This is a genomic window from Shewanella glacialipiscicola (genome assembly GCF_023283485.1).
GTDB classification, from domain to species: domain Bacteria; phylum Pseudomonadota; class Gammaproteobacteria; order Enterobacterales; family Shewanellaceae; genus Shewanella; species Shewanella glacialipiscicola.
Map to the genome: position 1 here is coordinate 49,608 of NZ_JAKILU010000021.1, position 16,757 is coordinate 66,364.

19 protein-coding genes are annotated in these 16,757 nt (G+C 44.7%); 11 read left to right on the top strand and 8 right to left on the bottom strand.

All coding sequences use genetic code 11. The annotated features are described in order from the left end of the window. The first annotated feature begins 10 nt into the window (after positions 1-10). Together L2717_RS14390 and hemG (L2717_RS14395) are read left to right on the top strand one after the other, a co-directional pair. Positions 11-1,468 carry a TrkH family potassium uptake protein gene (locus L2717_RS14390; protein ID WP_220772711.1) on the top strand — a complete coding sequence of 486 codons (1,458 nt, stop codon included), beginning with the start codon at positions 11-13 and terminating at the stop codon, positions 1,466-1,468. 2 nt (positions 1,469-1,470) lie between these two features. Then, entirely contained in the window at positions 1,471-1,995 is a 525-nt protein-coding gene (gene hemG, locus L2717_RS14395) for a menaquinone-dependent protoporphyrinogen IX dehydrogenase (protein ID WP_220772712.1), read from the top strand. A 79-nt stretch (positions 1,996-2,074) separates the two neighbouring features. Here the strand turns inward: hemG (L2717_RS14395) and L2717_RS14400 are convergent, their stop codons facing one another. Beyond that, positions 2,075-2,383, bottom strand: a complete 309-nt coding sequence (locus L2717_RS14400; protein ID WP_220772713.1) for an ArsR/SmtB family transcription factor — start codon at positions 2,381-2,383, stop codon at positions 2,075-2,077. Between the two features lie 199 nt (positions 2,384-2,582). On the opposite strand from L2717_RS14400, the gene hemG (L2717_RS14405) reads away from it, so the two are divergent. Next, positions 2,583-3,137, top strand: a complete 555-nt coding sequence (gene hemG, locus L2717_RS14405) for a menaquinone-dependent protoporphyrinogen IX dehydrogenase (RefSeq protein ID WP_220772714.1) — start codon at positions 2,583-2,585, stop codon at positions 3,135-3,137. 52 nt (positions 3,138-3,189) lie between these two features. Here hemG (L2717_RS14405) and L2717_RS14410 read toward each other — a convergent pair whose 3' ends face one another. Genes L2717_RS14410 through def form a run of 5 tightly spaced genes read right to left on the bottom strand, consistent with a single transcriptional unit; the run spans position 3,190 to position 8,841 of the window. After that, entirely contained in the window at positions 3,190-4,632 is a 1,443-nt protein-coding gene (locus L2717_RS14410; RefSeq protein WP_220772715.1) for a TrkH family potassium uptake protein, read from the bottom strand. A gap of 17 nt (positions 4,633-4,649) precedes the next feature. Then, positions 4,650-6,059: a Trk system potassium transporter TrkA gene (gene trkA / locus L2717_RS14415; RefSeq protein WP_220772716.1), complete on the bottom strand. Its 1,410-nt coding sequence runs from the start codon at positions 6,057-6,059 to the stop codon at positions 4,650-4,652. Positions 6,060-6,074: 15 nt separating this feature from the next. Next, on the bottom strand, positions 6,075-7,361 hold the full coding sequence (rsmB, locus tag L2717_RS14420; RefSeq protein WP_220772717.1) for a 16S rRNA (cytosine(967)-C(5))-methyltransferase RsmB: 1,287 nt from the start codon (positions 7,359-7,361) through the stop codon (positions 6,075-6,077). Positions 7,362-7,363: 2 nt separating this feature from the next. Then, positions 7,364-8,320 carry a methionyl-tRNA formyltransferase gene (gene fmt, locus L2717_RS14425; protein ID WP_220772718.1) on the bottom strand — a complete coding sequence of 319 codons (957 nt, stop codon included), beginning with the start codon at positions 8,318-8,320 and terminating at the stop codon, positions 7,364-7,366. Between the two features lie 8 nt (positions 8,321-8,328). Beyond that, a complete protein-coding gene (def, locus tag L2717_RS14430; RefSeq protein WP_220772719.1) occupies positions 8,329-8,841 on the bottom strand; it encodes a peptide deformylase in 513 nt (170 codons plus the stop codon). 125 nt (positions 8,842-8,966) lie between these two features. Here def and L2717_RS14435 point away from each other — a divergent pair, with 125 nt between their 5' ends. The 6 genes from L2717_RS14435 to hemF all read left to right on the top strand — a co-directional run bounded on the left by L2717_RS14435 (position 8,967) and on the right by hemF (position 14,004). Continuing rightward, positions 8,967-10,097: a LysM peptidoglycan-binding domain-containing protein gene (locus L2717_RS14435; protein WP_220772720.1), complete on the top strand. Its 1,131-nt coding sequence runs from the start codon at positions 8,967-8,969 to the stop codon at positions 10,095-10,097. 11 nt (positions 10,098-10,108) lie between these two features. Next, positions 10,109-11,197, top strand: a complete 1,089-nt coding sequence (gene dprA / locus L2717_RS14440) for a DNA-processing protein DprA (RefSeq protein ID WP_487250674.1) — start codon at positions 10,109-10,111, stop codon at positions 11,195-11,197. A gap of 2 nt (positions 11,198-11,199) precedes the next feature. Continuing rightward, a complete protein-coding gene (locus tag L2717_RS14445) occupies positions 11,200-11,673 on the top strand; it encodes a DUF494 family protein (RefSeq protein ID WP_076501740.1) in 474 nt (157 codons plus the stop codon). A 119-nt stretch (positions 11,674-11,792) separates the two neighbouring features. Then, positions 11,793-12,356, top strand: a complete 564-nt coding sequence (locus tag L2717_RS14450; protein WP_220772721.1) for a DNA topoisomerase family protein — start codon at positions 11,793-11,795, stop codon at positions 12,354-12,356. Between the two features lie 147 nt (positions 12,357-12,503). Further along, positions 12,504-13,070 carry an L-threonylcarbamoyladenylate synthase type 1 TsaC gene (gene tsaC / locus L2717_RS14455; RefSeq protein WP_220772722.1) on the top strand — a complete coding sequence of 189 codons (567 nt, stop codon included), beginning with the start codon at positions 12,504-12,506 and terminating at the stop codon, positions 13,068-13,070. Between the two features lie 25 nt (positions 13,071-13,095). Further along, positions 13,096-14,004, top strand: a complete 909-nt coding sequence (hemF, locus tag L2717_RS14460) for an oxygen-dependent coproporphyrinogen oxidase (protein WP_220772723.1) — start codon at positions 13,096-13,098, stop codon at positions 14,002-14,004. Between the two features lie 37 nt (positions 14,005-14,041). Here hemF and L2717_RS14465 read toward each other — a convergent pair whose 3' ends face one another. Next, entirely contained in the window at positions 14,042-14,485 is a 444-nt protein-coding gene (locus L2717_RS14465; RefSeq protein ID WP_220772724.1) for a group II truncated hemoglobin, read from the bottom strand. A 148-nt stretch (positions 14,486-14,633) separates the two neighbouring features. On the opposite strand from L2717_RS14465, the gene aroE reads away from it, so the two are divergent. Then, entirely contained in the window at positions 14,634-15,482 is an 849-nt protein-coding gene (gene aroE, locus L2717_RS14470) for a shikimate dehydrogenase (protein ID WP_220772725.1), read from the top strand. A gap of 5 nt (positions 15,483-15,487) precedes the next feature. Continuing rightward, positions 15,488-15,763, top strand: a complete 276-nt coding sequence (locus L2717_RS14475) for a DUF1488 family protein (RefSeq protein WP_220772726.1) — start codon at positions 15,488-15,490, stop codon at positions 15,761-15,763. An 88-nt stretch (positions 15,764-15,851) separates the two neighbouring features. Here L2717_RS14475 and L2717_RS14480 read toward each other — a convergent pair whose 3' ends face one another. Further along, positions 15,852-16,400, bottom strand: coding sequence for a gamma carbonic anhydrase family protein (locus L2717_RS14480; protein WP_220772727.1), 549 nt, complete (start codon positions 16,398-16,400; stop codon positions 15,852-15,854). Positions 16,401-16,757: the final 357 nt, after the last annotated feature.

Sequence of the window (16,757 nt, forward strand, 5' to 3'; positions counted from 1 at the left end):
AACTCGCTCAATGCAATATAAAACAATAATAAGAATTATAGGCCTATTGGTTGGCTTGTTTTCCACCACTATGTTGCCGCCAGCACTGATTGCCGTATGGTACAACGATGGTGGTGGTACTGCATTTGTGCAGGCATTTTTTGTCAGTTTGTTCATTGGTTTTTGGCTTTGGTATCCTAATCGTCGCTGCAAAGAAGAGTTACGTACCCGAGAAGGATTTCTTATTGTTGTTCTATTCTGGACCGTACTTGGGTCCATTGGTGCATTACCCTTTATATTCTCTAGCGAGCCAGATCTTAGCTGGACAGATAGTTTCTTCGAATCCTTTTCTGCATTAACCACCACAGGTGCAACCGTGATTGTGGGGCTTGATTCTTTACCTAAAGCCATCTTATTTTATCGACATTTGCTGCAATGGCTCGGTGGTATGGGGATTATCGTATTAGCCGTGGCTATTTTACCCGTACTGGGGATTGGAGGAATGCAGCTGTATCGGGCTGAAATTCCTGGGCCGGTGAAAGATAATAAAATGACCCCGCGTATAGCCGAAACAGCTAAAGCACTCTGGTATATTTATTTATTCCTGACTATTACCTGTGCAACTGCTTATTGGTTTGCGGGAATGAGTCTTTTTGATGCTGTTTGTCACTCATTTTCGACAATTGCGATTGGCGGATTCTCTACCCATGATGCCAGTATGGGCTATTTTGATAGCTCTGCGATTAATCTTATTTGTGCGTTCTTTTTAATTGTTTCTGCCGTTAATTTTAGTGTGCATTTCGCGGCATTTTCCCGCAGAGGCATCAACGTAAAAGTATATTTTAGAGATACTGAATTTAAAATGCTGGTGGCGATCCAGCTAATATTGACGGCGATTTGTTTTTTTACTCTGTATCAATCGGGCATTTATGATTCACCTGAAGAAACCTTAGATCATGCGTTATTTCAGGTGGTATCGGTGGCGACTACCGCAGGATTTGGTAGTGAAAGCTTCCATTTATGGCCACTCTTTCTGCCGATTTTATTGATATTTTCAAGTTTTATTGGTGGCTGTGGGGGCTCTACTGCTGGCGGTATTAAAGTTATCCGTATTATTTTATTATTGTTGCAAGGATCCCGTGAGTTAAAACGTTTGGTTCATCCAAAAGCGATGTTTTCAATTCGTATTGGCTCTAAAGTACTATCTGACCGCGTTATTGATGCAGTGTGGGGGTTCTTTTCTGCTTATGCCCTTGTTTTTGTTGTGTCTATGCTCGCTCTGATGGCGCTAGGGCTTGATGATATTACCGCTTTTAGCGCTACAGCAGCATGCCTTAATAACTTAGGCCCAGGTTTAGGCGCCGTTGCCAGCAACTATGCCAGTATTGGTGATGGCGCTAAATGGGTACTCTTGATTGCTATGCTTTTTGGGCGATTAGAAGTCTTTACTTTACTCATTTTGTTTACGCCTACTTTTTGGAAGAACTAATCATGCAAACATTAATAATCTATTCAACAATTGATGGCCAAACCTTAGCTATTTGCCAAAAAATGAAGCTCATTGCTGAGCAAGCTGGTGAACAAGTTTCGTTAGTTACATTAGAGCAGGCTGAAGCTTTCAACTTAGCTGATTTTGATAAAGTATTGATTGGTGCCAGCATTCGTTATGGTAAACATAGACCCGCGCTTTACCAGTTTGTAAATCGCCACCATGCAGTATTGAATACTAAGATTAATGGCTTTTTTACCGTTAATGTTGTGGCCCGCAAGCCTTTAAAGAATACGCCCGAAACTAACCCTTATATGCAAAAGTTTCTGCAATTATCACTGTGGCAGCCGCAGATATTAGAAGTGTTTGCGGGTAAGATTGATTATCCTAAATACGGTTTATTCGATCGCACTATGATACGTTTCATCATGTGGGTGACAAAAGGTCCTACTGATATTTCGGGCACCTTTGAGTTTACCGATTGGGCTAAAGTTGACGCCTTGGGTATCCGGTTTAGCCAAGCTTAAAGATACTTATCCCTAGTTCAGGTGACTTAAGCCCTAGCGATGTAAAATGCTAAGGCTTAACTTTACTGATTTTGCCGTATTATGCCGCACAGTAGCGGCTATGCAGAATCGAAATTACTTGAGTTACCTGTTCGTCCTTGAGCTTATAGTAAACAATTTGCGAGCTCTTACGGGTATCAACCAAATCTTCAGTACGTAATACCGCTAAATGCTGGGATAGTGCCGACTGGCTTAATGGCACCGTGGCATTAAGCTCAGTTACGCTCAACTCTTTGTCGAGTAGTAGGCACAAAATCATTAGGCGATAAGGGTTTGCTATAGCTTTGAGCCATTTTGCCGCACTTTCCGCATTAGTTACCATTGCAGCTACATCTATGTCATTTTGCATAAGGTCACTCACTTTATCGCTTTTTATTAGATAATTCTAATTGAACACCTGTGTCAACGCAATCATACTGCTCACTCATGTAGATCTCAATTCTTGTATCTCAGAATATGAGATACAACTAATTTGTGATCCTATCAGAGGTTTATTGCGCACAATCTTGCCACAATAGCCTACTAACTGAATCGATTTGGAATTTCCTATGATACGTGTTCTTGTGCTTTATTTTACCCGTGGCGGCCACACGGCCAAGATAGCCAGTGCGATTACCGACCAATTAAGGTCACGGGGAGTGCAGGTCGATCTCATCGATATCAACAGTGCTGCAGCTAAATCTATTAACTGGTCCGCTTATCAAGCCGTCGCCTTGGGCGCCTGTGTACTCTACGGCAGTTATGATAAAAGCGTGTTTCAATTTATTGAGCAGCATGCACGCGCTTTGGCCGCATTGCCCAACAGTTTCTTTTGCGTCAACGTGGTGGCGAGAAACCCTGAAAAACGCATTCCTGAGAATAATAAATATCTGCAAAAGTTCATTACGCTGTCGCCTTGGACACCAACAGATCTTAAAATTATTGCCGGTAAAGTCGATTATCCTTCATGGCCTTGGTACGACAGGTGGATGATCCAATTGATTATGAAGATTACTAAAGGCCCAACGGATCCTAAAACCGTTATCGACTATACCGACTGGGAGGATGTGAAGGTCTATGCCGATCATCTGTTGGAGTTAGCTCAGGTGAACACTGCCGCATAATAAAAATGCGCTTAATTATTTAAGCGCATTTTAGTTTTTAAGTGTTATGGGATCAGTATTTCCAGAAACTCGGATGAAACAACACCGCGACGGTCAAAATTTCTAAACGGCCGAGTAACATACCAAGGGCTAATGCCCATTTAGCCACATCGGGGAGCGTCGAAAAGTTACCTACTGGGCCAATAATGGGTCCTAACCCTGGACCTACGTTTGTGACTGCGGTAATTGCACCAGTAAAGCTCGTCATAGGATCAAGTCCTGTCAGTACTAGAATCACCGATAAGGCCACAATAACCATCATAAATAACAACACGAAAGTGATCAGTGAACGCACAATATCTTCACTGATGATGCGGTTGTTATAGCGTTCTCTAAAAATCCCATTCGGATGACATTGTTGTTTTAATTGCTCACGCATAATGGCGCCAGCAATTTGAAAACGAAAAATCTTTATCCCGCCAGAGGTTGAGCCTGAGCAACTGCCGACAAACATTAAAAATAAAAAGGCAATATTAGAAAAAGCGCCCCAAGCACCGTAATCTGTTAAACCATAACCTGTGGTGGTCACCACTGAAACCACGTTAAAGCTGGATAAACGCAATGCATCAAGTAATGCGATATCGCGGGTTTGCCACAGCCAAAATCCAATAGAACAAGACACTATAGTTAGAAAAAATAGAAAGCCTTTGACCTGAGCATCGTTCCAAATCCGCACATCTCTTTGCTGTATGCTGTGTACAAACATCAGTAACGGCAGGCCACCCGCAGCCATAAATACTATACCAACCCAATGAGCAGAGTTTGAAAATGCGGCCATTGAGCTATCAGAGGTTGAGTAACCGCCAGTCGATAGGGTAGTCATAGCATGGTTAACGGCTTGAAACCAAGTCATGCCCGCAAGATGATAGGCCACGCAACAGATACTGGTAAGGGTGATATACACAAGAAACAAATACTTAGCCATGCTCTGGGTGCGAGGAACCGCTTTGTCGCTCCAATCAGAAGACTCAGTTCGAAATAGCCGCATTCCGCCAACGTTTAAAAAGGGCAGAATAGCTACTGCCATCACAATAAAGCCGATGCCGCCTAGCCATTGCAATAAAGAACGCCAGATGAGGATGCTGTGATCCATGGTATCCAAACCAGATAGGACGGTAGATCCTGTGGTCGTAATACCTGACATGGTTTCAAAGAAGGCATCCGTGTAACCAATACCGTGATAAAGGGTAAAGGGCATGGCAGCAAATAAACTGACGATTAACCAGGTTAAGCTGGTCAATAAGAACATATCGCGAATATTAAGGTTGATGGTTTTACTCTGCCCATTATGCAAACACAGGCTGGCACTAATGCCAGTTAACAAAGCAGATAGCATGAAAGAGCCCACGGTTTCCTCGCCATTGGACATAGCAAGAAGCAGTGGGATTAACATGAAGGCTGTCAGCATCGACAAAAACAGCCCTAAAATAAACAATAGCGGTCTAAAGTTCAGCATGGATAGGGCTTAGAGGTTTAAAAGAAGAAAGCACTGGGTTGGAAAAGCTTCTCGACTTCGCCAACAAATTTTTTATTCACTAAAAACAAAATAACGTGATCGCCTTGCTCTATCACTGTTTTATCGTGGCCCATCAGCACCTCGTCATTACGTACAAGGGCACCAATTGTGGTACCGGGTGGTAATTTCACATCGCCAATGGCCTTACCCACCACTTTTGACGTACTTGAATCACCATGGGCAATGGCTTCAATCGCCTCAGCCGCGCCGCGGCGTAACGAATAAACGTTACAAATATCACCCTGACGAATATGAGTTAATAGTGCTGAAATCGTCGCTTGCTGTGGTGAAATGGCGATATCAATATTCGCTTCTTGCACGATATCTACATAGGCTTCGCGCTGGATCAATACCATGACCTTTTTCGCGCCCATGCGTTTGGCTAACAGGGCCGACATGATATTGGCTTCATCATCATTGGTAACTGCAATAAATACGTCGGTTTGGTCTATATGTTCTTCGAGCAGTAATTCTTGATCTGACGCGTCACCGCAGAATACGGTGGTATTTTCGAGTTGTTCCGATAAGGCTTCTGCTCGCTCATATTTATGCTCAATCAACTTGACTGAGTGAGTACGCTCAAGGCGTTTGGCTAAACCTAATCCTATGTTACCGCCGCCAGCGATCATAATATTGCGGTAGGTGCTATCGAGTTTTTGCATTTCGCTCATGACTGCGCGAATGTGACGACTGTCGGCAACGAAGAAGACTTCGTCATCGGCTTCGATAATCGTGGTACCGCGGGGCATAATTGGGCGACCTTGACGGAAAATTGCCGCAACCCGGGTATCAATATTCGGCATATGTTCGCGAAGTGCTGCTAAAGCATTACCTACCAGCGGGCCACCATAATAGGCACGAACAGCCACTAAGCTCAAGCGACCATCGGCAAATTCGAGTACTTGCAATGCGCCAGGATACTCAACAAGACGTTGAATGTAAGCAGTCACTAACTGTTCAGGAGCGATTAACTCATCGATCACAAAACCACCGCGCGGACGACCGTCGCTATTTTTGGTTTCACTGTCGATAAAAAGTTTATCGCGCATTGCCAAATAAGGTTCTGAACGAATTCGGGCAATTTTAGTTGGGGTACCAAAGAGGGTGTAAGCAATCTGGCAAGCAGCCATATTGCATTCATCGCTGTTGGTGACGGCGATCAGCATGTCGGCATCTTCTGCGCCTGCTTCTCTGAGTACATCAGGGTTAGCTGCGTGGCCTGTTACGACGCGAAGGTCATATTTATCTTGCAGGGCGCGTAATCTGGATTTGTCATGATCGACTATGGTGATGTCATTATTTTCACCTACCAAATTCTCGGCCAAGGTTCCCCCGACTTGACCCGCACCTAATATGATAATTTTCATGGCCTTGCTTACTTCCTAATCGGTCGCTTTCAATAAACGGGCATAATAAAACCCATCCATATTGTCTTGTCCTGGCGTGATTTGCCAACCTATATCTTGTGGCGAATTTTGCTGGGGTAATGTATCTAGCTTAGCATCTGCCGTTCTCTCTAAAAACGCACTAATCTGGTCGCGATTTTCCTGCGGTAAAATCGAGCAAGTGGCATACAGCAGCGTACCGCCCGGTTTTAGCCATTTCCAGCAATGATCGATAATTTGCTGTTGTAGCCCTGCGAGCTCTTCAATGTCATGGTTTTTACGTAACCACTTGATATCTGGATGACGGCGGATCACTCCTGTGGCAGAGCAAGGCGCGTCCAGTAAGATACGATCAAATTGTCCACCTTGCCACCATGAGTCAATATTGGCCGCATCACCATGGATAAGCTCAGCTTTTAATGATAGGCGGTCAAGGTTCTGTTGTACGCGCTCGAGGCGTTTGGCATCAAAGTCGACGGCGACGAGTTTGATACTCGGCTCAAGTTCGAGTAGATGACAGCTTTTACCACCGGGCGCTGCGCAGGCATCAAGTATTAGCTCATTAGCTTGTGGGGCAAGCAGCATCGCCGCCCATTGCGCTGCGCCATCTTGTACTGATGCCGCGCCGTCATGGAAGCGTGGCAGTGTGGCGACATCCTTTGGATGCGCTAAAAGAATAGCATCGGCGCTAGTGCCTTCGCTCGCTTCAATATCAAGTTCGGCTAAGGCGGCGAGGTATTCGGTACGGCTCTGGGATAAGCGATTATTACGCAGCCACATAGGTGGACGTTCGTGACTTTGTTGGATAATTTCTTGCCACTGCTCGGGATAAGCTTCTTTTAATCGCTTAATCAACCAAGCGGGTGTGTTGTAACTTAACGTATCAGACTCTGTGCTTAGCGGCGAAAGCTGACGCTGAATGTTGCGCAGGACACCATTAACAACCTTAACCATGCCTTCAAATTTTAATTGGCGACAGGCCTCGGCAGTTTCTGAAATTGCGGCGTGGCTTGGAATGCGAGTGAAGTAAAGTTGATAGCAACCAATGATCAGCAGCTGGTGGATAATCCTTTGCTTACCTTTGAGGGGTTTCTCAAGGCATTCGCTGATGCGTTTTTCTATTTGTGGCAGAGTGCGCATCACGCCGTAGCAAAGCTCAGCGAGTAAGGCTTTATCTTTGCCGCTGGCAAGATGCTTTTGTTGATCGGGCAGTGCCACTGACAGTGACACACCTTTTTCTAATACTTCGAAGATGGCTTTAGCTGCCAGCGCGCGCAAGTTCATGGCTATTGTGCCTCGTTTGCGAGGCGAGTATTTGGGCTAAACCATTCACCTCGAGCATTGAGAATATCGGCAACATTGAGCGGCTTTTTCCCTGGTAGCTGCATACTCAGCAGGGCTAATACGCCGTCGGCGGTGGCGACTTCTATACCTTTTTTGCTGGCGCTGATAATAGTGCCCGGAGCGGCTGTGCTAATGGTTTCGCTAACTTGAGTTTGCCACACCTTAATGGTATTGCCTTGGTGTTCAAAGTAACTCACAGGCCAAGGATTAAAGGCTCGGACTTCTTGCCAGAGTTGTTTGGCAGATTTATTCCAGTCGAGCCTGGCTTCTTCTTTGCTGAGTTTTTCAGCGTAGTTGGCTAAGGCTTCATCTTGTTTTTCGGCGGTTAAAGTACCGTTAGCTAAGCCTTCAAGGGCTTGCAATAGGGCAACAGGGCCTTGTTCTGCCAGTTTTTCGTAAAGACTTGCAGAAGTGTCGCTATCTTCAATTGGTAGATAGGTTTTAAGCAGCATGTCGCCCGTGTCTAAGCCGACATCCATTTGCATGACAGTTACACCCGTTTCAGTGTCGCCCGCCCACAGTGCGCGCTGAATAGGCGCTGCACCGCGCCAGCGTGGCAAAATAGAACCGTGAACGTTAATACAGCCTAAACGTGGTGTATCTAGTACGACTTTTGGCAGAATTAGACCGTAAGCAACCACTACCATAATATCGGCATTAAGCTCGGCAAGCTGTTGTTGTGCTGGCTCTTTACGTAATGAACCGGGTTGATAAACGGGGATGTTATTGGCTATGGCCAGTTCTTTTACTGGACTTGCGGTTAGCTTCTTGCCGCGACCTGCAGGTCTATCGGGCTGGGTATAAACGCCAATCACATTATGGTGTGAGTCCAACAGTGCTTGTAAGTGGCGAGCTGCAAAATCTGGTGTTCCGGCAAAGATGATGTTGAGTGGTTTCAAATCTAATCCTATGCTTCTTTGGCGTCTAATCGGGCCGCTTTTTCAAGTTTCTGTTTGATCCGCTGACGTTTTAGTGGTGATAGATAATCAACAAACAATTTACCTTTGAGGTGATCCATTTCATGTTGGATACAGATAGCGAAGAGCTCATCTGCCTCAATAATAAATTCGTTGCCGTGTCTGTCTAAGGCTTTTACTGTCACACATTCGGCGCGATCGACTTTGGCATAAATACCTGGGACCGATAGGCAACCTTCTTCATTACAGAAATCACCACTGCTGGCGATAATCTCAGGGTTGATAAACACTTTAGGCCGCTCGACGTCATCTTGTAAGTCCATAACAATAAGCTGTTTATGGTAATCCACCTGAGTCGCAGCTAATCCAATTCCCTTCTCTTGGTACATGGTTTCGAACATATCATCGATCTGAGTCTGTAGTGCAGCATTAAACTCAGTGATAGGTGTGGCTTGTGTCCGTAATCTTTCATCGGGAAATTGTAAAACTTTTAATAGTGTCATACATAAACTCTTAACAAGTCTGTCAAATATCTATCAGTTAGTTATACTCACTGATGCTAATGGGTTAATTTTAATCTTTAGTTCCTATCAATAATAGTAAAAGCTCAAACTAAGAGCCAAACAACATGGAAATGCCCATGAAACGGTTAATTTTAATCGCGTTAATGACTTTAAATTGCACGTTTGTTACCGCTGATACTCTTACGCTAAAAGCGGGGTATCCTGAGTCATATGTAGTGAAAAAGGGCGACACTCTTTGGGATATTTCCACAGTGTTTCTAAATGATCCATGGAAATGGCCACGTTTGTGGGATGTTAACCCTCAGATTGCTAATCCCCATCTCATTTATCCTGGCGATCAGCTCACATTGGTATTTGTCGATGGTCAACCGCGACTGATGCGTAATAGCGCCTCCAGTGATAGCGCTAAACCCCATATTAAGAAGAGTCCAGAGGGACGGGTTATTGCAAAAAATAATGCAATACCAGCGGTTGATCTCACTTTGATAGAGCAATATTTAGTTCAAAATCGAGTGGTTGAAACTAACTGGCTTGCCGAACAACCTATGGTGTTATCAGGTGAAAGTCCATCACGCCATCATATCGTTGGCGATGTAATTTATATCGATGGCATTCTACCGCTGGGGCAAAAATACGGTGCTTATGAACGCGGCCGCGAGTTTTTGAATAAAGAATCGGGTGAAGTATTAGGTCAAGAAGCCATTTTAGCCTCAACAGGACAGGTGATTGAGTCTGGTAAGGTTTCAAAAATTAAGTTATTAAGCAGTTTTCGCGAGACCAAAGCTGGCTTTAGGGTGCTGCCGATGGAGAGAGACTCTTTAATGTCTGCTTACTTCACGCCTAAACCCGCAGAGTTAAAGGCTCCAGCCTTAGTCTTGGCTACAGAGTCTAATTTACGTGAAGCGGGCAAGTTGAATGTCGTTTATCTCGATAAGGGAACTCAAGATCGTATTGAACCGGGAGTTGTATTTTCAATCTACCGTGATGGAGAGGTGATTGTTATCGACCCTAATGGTATGCCGGTGCCTGTTATCGAGCGTACAGCTTACGAAAATTTAATCGCTTCAGCTTCCACTGATCGCGCGATTCAAATGCCAGATGTCTATCATGGTAAATTGTTAGTGTTTAAGGTGTTCGATAAAGTGAGTTTAGGATTAATTGTCACGACTGAGCGCCCTGTTCGTGTTGGCGATAAGTTAATAGCCCCTGAATCTTTAGCCTTTAGAGGTCTATAATTTCTGAATACTTGGTCGATTGGTTAATTGTTGGCGCTGTATCTGGGCTGGGACCCGCTAGGATCCAACAATTATTAACGCACATGGAAGTGGACGATCTTAGGCAAAGGTTAGAGCACGAGAAAGAAGCCCTACCTTTATCTAAGCATCTGCTCCAGAACCTTGCTATTGATTATCAAAAAGTGGATATAGCCCTATCGTGGCAACAGCAGGCTGCTGACCATCATCTACTTTGTTTCTCCGATCCGCTCTATCCGCCACTCTTAAAGCAGCTTACTGATCCGCCTACAGTCTTGTTTTTGAAAGGCTGTATAGAAGCTCTCGCATTGCCTTCGCTTGCTATTGTAGGCAGTCGTAATGCATCGCCGGGAGGTTTACAGGTTGCTTATCAACTTGCCGCTGAGATGTCATCAATAGGATTTAGTATCTGTAGCGGTATGGCGATGGGGATTGATGGCGCGGCTCATAAAGCCTGTGTTGATCACCAAGGACGAACAATTGCCGTGCTGGGTACCGGCATCGAGACAATTTATCCACGTAAGCATCGGCAGCTTTATCATGATATTCAGCAGCAAGGCTGTATACTTAGCGAGTTTTGGCCAGATGTAGAGCCCTTTGCGGGTAATTTTCCGAAACGAAATCGCATTATTAGTGGTCTTTCTCTTGGTACACTTGTGGTTGAGGCTTGCCGTAAAAGTGGCTCTTTAATCACTGCGAGATTAGCAATGGAGCAAGGGCGTGAGGTGTTTGCCGTTCCTGGCTCAATCCTCGGCGGTTACCATCAGGGTTGTCATGATTTATTACGTGATGGCGCAAAACTTGTAGAGACCGCGGCCGATATAGTGGAAGAATTAGCAAGTTTAACCGCTTTTCACCTTGAAGAATTGAGGCTGCACCACCATATACAGCAGGATGATGTTTGTGATTTGCCATTTTCGTCGCTGTTAGCTAGTGTAGGTTATGAAACTACAACCCTTGATGCTGTAGTTGAACATAGTGGAAAAACGATAGATCTGGTGTTAGAACAAATGCTTGAACTTGAATTGCAAGGTTGGGTTATCGCAATACCCGGTGGTTACGTCAGAGTAAAGAGGAGCTAGCCATGTTTGATATCCTCATGTATCTATTTGAAAACTATGTTCATAGTGAAGTTGAATTACTCGTTGATGAAGACGAGTTAACCAAAGAACTCACTCGCGCTGGATTTCATAAGTCCGAGATTTTAAAAGCGTTAACTTGGTTAGAGCGCTTAGCTGAATTACAAGAAGGCGATCAGCCTTATCTTTGTAATCATGATCAGCATTCGTTTCGTATTTATACAAAAGACGAAATGGAAAAACTGGATGTTGAGTGCCGCGGTTTCTTACTGTTTTTAGAGCAAGTGACAGTGCTAAATGTTGAAACCCGTGAAATGGTGATCGATAGAGTCATGGAGTTGGATGAACCAACACTGATTTTAGAAGATTTGAAGTGGGTTATCTTGATGGTGTTATTCAATGCACCCGGTCATGAATCCGCTTACGAGCAAATGGAAGATTTAATCTTCGAGCAACCGGAAGGCAGGCTGCATTCTTAATCGTTGCAAGAGATGCATTATGAGAGAAGGGAGGCTAAGACCTCCTTTTTTGATGCCATTAATTTCTTGATGGCACAGCGCTTGATATCCTAATGCGCTACGACAGGTGGTGAATGATTATGTCTAAGATTGATGAACAATTATTTAGTGCCCACGAACACGCACTGGAAAAAGAATACGAACGTTGCCCTGAATGTGGCAGTGAGTTATCGGTGAAGCACAGTAAGCATGGTGGTTTTCTCGGTTGTAATAACTACCCCAGCTGTAATTATGTGCGCCCTTTAGTACAACACGAATCGATTGAAACTCAAGTGATAGAAGGCTCTGTGTGTCCGGCATGCGGCCATGAACTAGCTGTAAAGTCTGGTCGATTTGGTATTTTTATCGGTTGTACACAATATCCTAGCTGCACGCATATTGAAAAACAGGATCAAGCGCGCGATCAGCCTGACATTTCTTGCCCTGAGTGCAAACTGGGTAAACTTGAGCACAGAACCAGCCGTTTCGGAAAGAGTTTTTATGCCTGTAGCGCTTATCCTAAGTGCAAGTTTATTGTGAATTATCCACCCGTGGCTGAAAATTGCCCGAGTTGTGGTTTTGGGATCTTAGTTGAGCGTAAAGGAGCGGCAGGTATGCGCGTAGAATGTCCGCAAAAAAGCTGTAAATATAAAAGACCACTGTAGTTTATTGTGTGATCTGCATCTTATTATTTGGCCGATGAAACTGGCTTGCGTATAATCTTCGGCTGATCGTTGATGGGTTGGTCAGTATTCGAATTTATCCAGTAACTTGATTGTAGAAATCGACAATACTCAAAAGGTGATCCTAAGATGTTGCAGCTACACCCATCCGATGTAAAAGACATCATTCTTCAAGGTGGTGTTATCGCTTATCCAACCGAGGCAGTTTATGGCCTAGGTTGCGACCCAGATAATGACACCGCTATCCAAAAGTTATTGGCGGTTAAGCAACGCCCATGGCAAAAAGGACTGATCTTAGTCGCCAGTGATTTTCAGCAGCTTTTAGCTTATGTTGATGAATCGCAATTGACGGCTGAGCAGCTCGAATTTGCATTTTCCAAGTGGCCAGGACCTTTTACTTTTGTAATGCCAATCAAAGCGCATGTTTCAAAATACCTTTGTGGCGAATTTGACTCTATCGCAGTGCGGGTGTCTGCCCATACTGGGGTACAAGCTCTGTGCCGCATGCTTAATAAACCTTTAGTGTCGACCAGCGCTAACCTTGCGGGTGAAGACCCTGCATTAACTGCCGCTGAAATCCTCGCTGATTTTACAGGTAAAATCGATGCACTCGTATTAGGCGAACTCGGCGAACAACGTCAGCCCTCGACCATTATCGATGCGCGTAGCGGTAAAATTTTACGAAATGGACAATGAGCAAACCAATAATAAGGATAACAAAATGAGTGTGCCTGATGTTGCAGTGGTAAAAGCGTTTTTACTCGATTTACAAAACCGAATTTGTGCCGGTTTACAGGCTCTGGATGGCCAAGCTACGTTTGCCGCCGATTCATGGACCCGCGCCGAAGGCGGTGGTGGCACTAGCCGAGTATTAACCCAAGGTGCAGTGTTCGAGCAAGCTGGGGTTAATTTTTCCCATGTAACTGGCGCCGCTATGCCGGCGTCAGCTACGGCGCATCGCCCTGAATTAGCCGGTCGTAGCTTTGAGGCTATGGGAGTTTCGTTAGTTATTCATCCTAATAATCCTTATATCCCAACGACTCACGCTAATGTGCGTTTCTTCATCGCCCAAAAAGACGGCGCCGATCCCGTGTGGTGGTTTGGTGGTGGTTTTGACTTAACACCTTATTATCCATTTGAGGAAGATGTGCGCGAGTGGCATCAAACATCTAAGGACATTTGCGCGCCTTTCGGCGATGAGGTTTATCCCAAGTATAAAAAGTGGTGCGATGAGTATTTCTTCCTACCGCATCGTAATGAAACCCGTGGCGTGGGTGGATTATTTTTTGATGACTTGAATCAAGAAGGATTCGATAAGAGCTTTAGCTTTATGCAAGCGGTAGGTAATGGCTTTTTAACGGCCTATACGCCGATAGTGGAACGTCGTAAAGATATTGAGTTCGGTGAACGTGAGCGTCAGTTCCAACTGTATCGCCGTGGTCGATATGTTGAGTTCAACTTAGTGTACGATCGAGGTACCTTGTTTGGTTTGCAGACGGGTGGACGTACTGAGTCAATTTTAATGTCACTACCGCCATTAGTGCGTTGGCAATATGCTTACACCCCAGAGGCGGGAAGCCCAGAGGCTGACTTGTATGATAACTATCTCAAGCCTCGCGACTGGGTTTAGCCGTTAATCTTAAAAGGTGGACGCCACATCCACTTTATTATTGATTACGCATATGATCAGCCAGAGTTGAAATCGCCTCATAAATGGCGGCTCGATGCTCTGGCTTTTTAATATTCTCTTCAATCGCAAACTTCATACACAACAACCATTGGTCACGCATCGCCTCATCAACGGCGAAATGCATGTGCCGTGCTCGCAATGCGGGATGACCATGTTTTTGCTGATAGAGTTGCGGCCCGCCAAGCCATCCACTTAAAAATTCAAACAACTTTTGTTCTGATTCCGTAATTGGCGCTCTATGAATAGCAAACAAGGTTGTCGTTTCTGTCGAACTTGCCATCTTCTGATAAAAACATTGAGCGATAGCACGGAGTACCTTTTCGCCACCGATTAAGTCATAGGCATTAGATTGACTCGGATCGCGATCATCCTCTGGTTGGGGTTGTGTATGTTTACTAAAAATCTTCTTAAGCCAGTTCATTGGTATATTCGATATTCGTTCACTGAAATAGAGTGCATTGAGCCGATGGCGCATTATAGCGTGAAATTCAGTTGAGCATAATTCGGCTTGCGTGGACCTAAAAGCGCGGTAGACTGCAAAGCTATCAAATTTAAAGTTTAATATCGCTATGACAGACAGATACGCAGTGTTCGGCAATCCTATTAGCCACAGTAAATCACCGTTCATCCATGGTCAGTTTGCCGCCTCCACTCAAGAGTCATTAATCTATGAAGCCATTCTTGCGCCAATAGATACTTTTGAAGCCTCGTTGATGGCGTTTTTCAATGCGGGTGGTAAGGGCGCCAATGTGACAGTGCCTTTTAAGGAGAAAGCTTTTGCATTGTGTAACAGTATCAGTCCAGAGGCCAAACTCGCCGGTGCAGTAAATACCTTAACTTTGTTGCCTGATGGCACTATTCGCGGCGATAACACCGATGGCTTAGGGCTAGTGGCCGATCTCATCGCGAACTTAGGCAGTTTGCACGATAAAAAAGTATTACTTATTGGTGCCGGCGGCGCGGCGCGTGGTTGTATTTTGCCGTTATTAAATGAAGGTATTGCACAGCTTACCATCAGCAATCGCACCTACAGTAAGGCACAAGGTTTAGTTGATATTTTTACCGTAGTTAATGATAGTGCCTACGCGAGTAAAGTCAGCGCGATTAAAATGAGTGAGCTTACTGGAGAGTTCGATATCATCATTAATTCTACCTCAGCTAGTCTTGCGGGTGAGTTGCCGCCAGTGCCCGCGCGCATCATCACTACGAAAACTGTTTGCTATGACATGATGTATGGCGCTTCCGTTACCGCTTTTAACCAATGGTCATTATTTCAAGGTGCGGCGAAAGTTATTGATGGACTGGGTATGTTAGTGGGGCAAGCGGCCAAGAGTTTTACCCTATGGCGAGGTGTTGAGCCCGACACTCAAGTGGTATTGAGTCTTTTGAGGGATAAACTAATGGCTGAGCCTAAGTAGGAATCATGAATCAAAGTATTCTTTTTCCGGATTTACAGTACTGGGACGATGCCCAAGGGCAAATCTGTTTTATGGCACAGTTGCAGGGGGTGAACATCAAGTGTTATATCAGTGCGAATAAGTTAGCCGAGCTGAATGATTTTTCTGAGCAGCCAAGTTCCGGTGAAGTCGCGGCTATGTTAGCATTGTTTGATGCGGTGAGATTTGATGCTGAAGAAATGGCAGAAGATTTAATCGCAGCCGAAGACTTCGATGAATTTGGCGCCGTTCATTTAGGCTAACTGTATGAAAAGAGATGTAAGGCAGTAGATAGCAAAAGGCGGCAGAAACTGAATCAGTCTCTACCGACTTTCTGACTATCTATAGTGACTAGCTTTTTTGTAGTTCAAGCATGTACTCATTTTTCAATCTGACATAGTTATCGGCAGACTCTGGTAAAAAGGCAATTTCGGCCGCCGTTAATGGGCGTGATTGCTTCGCTGGGCTGCCTACATATAAGTAGCCACTCTCCAATACTTTACCCGGTGGGACTAATGAGCCCGCACCTAAAATCACATCATCTTCTAAAATCGCACCGTCAAGAATAATTGCACCCATACCTACTAATACACGGTTACCGATTTTACAGCCATGAAGCATAGCCTTGTGACCAATTGTCACATCATCACCAATGATCAGTGGATGACCATCGGGACGAGAAGCGGACTTTCGAGTTACGTGCAATAGGCTGCCATCTTGTACATTTGAGCGTTTACCAATTCGAATATGGTTCACATCACCACGCGCCGCCACCATAGGCCAGATACTGGCATCTGTATCTAAAGCAATATCGCCAACAAGCACCGAAGCTTCATCTACATATACATTACTGCCTAATTGAGGATAAGTGCCTTGATAAGTTCTGAGTGGTCCTGACATAGAAAAGTCCCTAATTGAGTGGTTTTTTCTATTATAAAGGTTAAAAACTAGCTGGTCAGGTCAAATATTCCGCGAACAGCGAGAAAATGACAATTATCTTAAAAATAGGGGTTGCGCACTTTCTCAATCTCCCTATAATGCGCATCCACTGACACGGCAGACAGCATTAAGCAGCCTGATGTGACAGTTCATCGATGAGTTTACTGATTGATGAGTGTTGAGAAAGTTTGTAAAAAACTCCTTGACGCACAATGGGAAATGCGTATAATACGCAGCCCTAGCCACCTAGAAGCATTTGATGCTCAGCGTGGTACTCACGTTCTCTGATGAGATTGAGTTGCTCTTTAACAATATAAA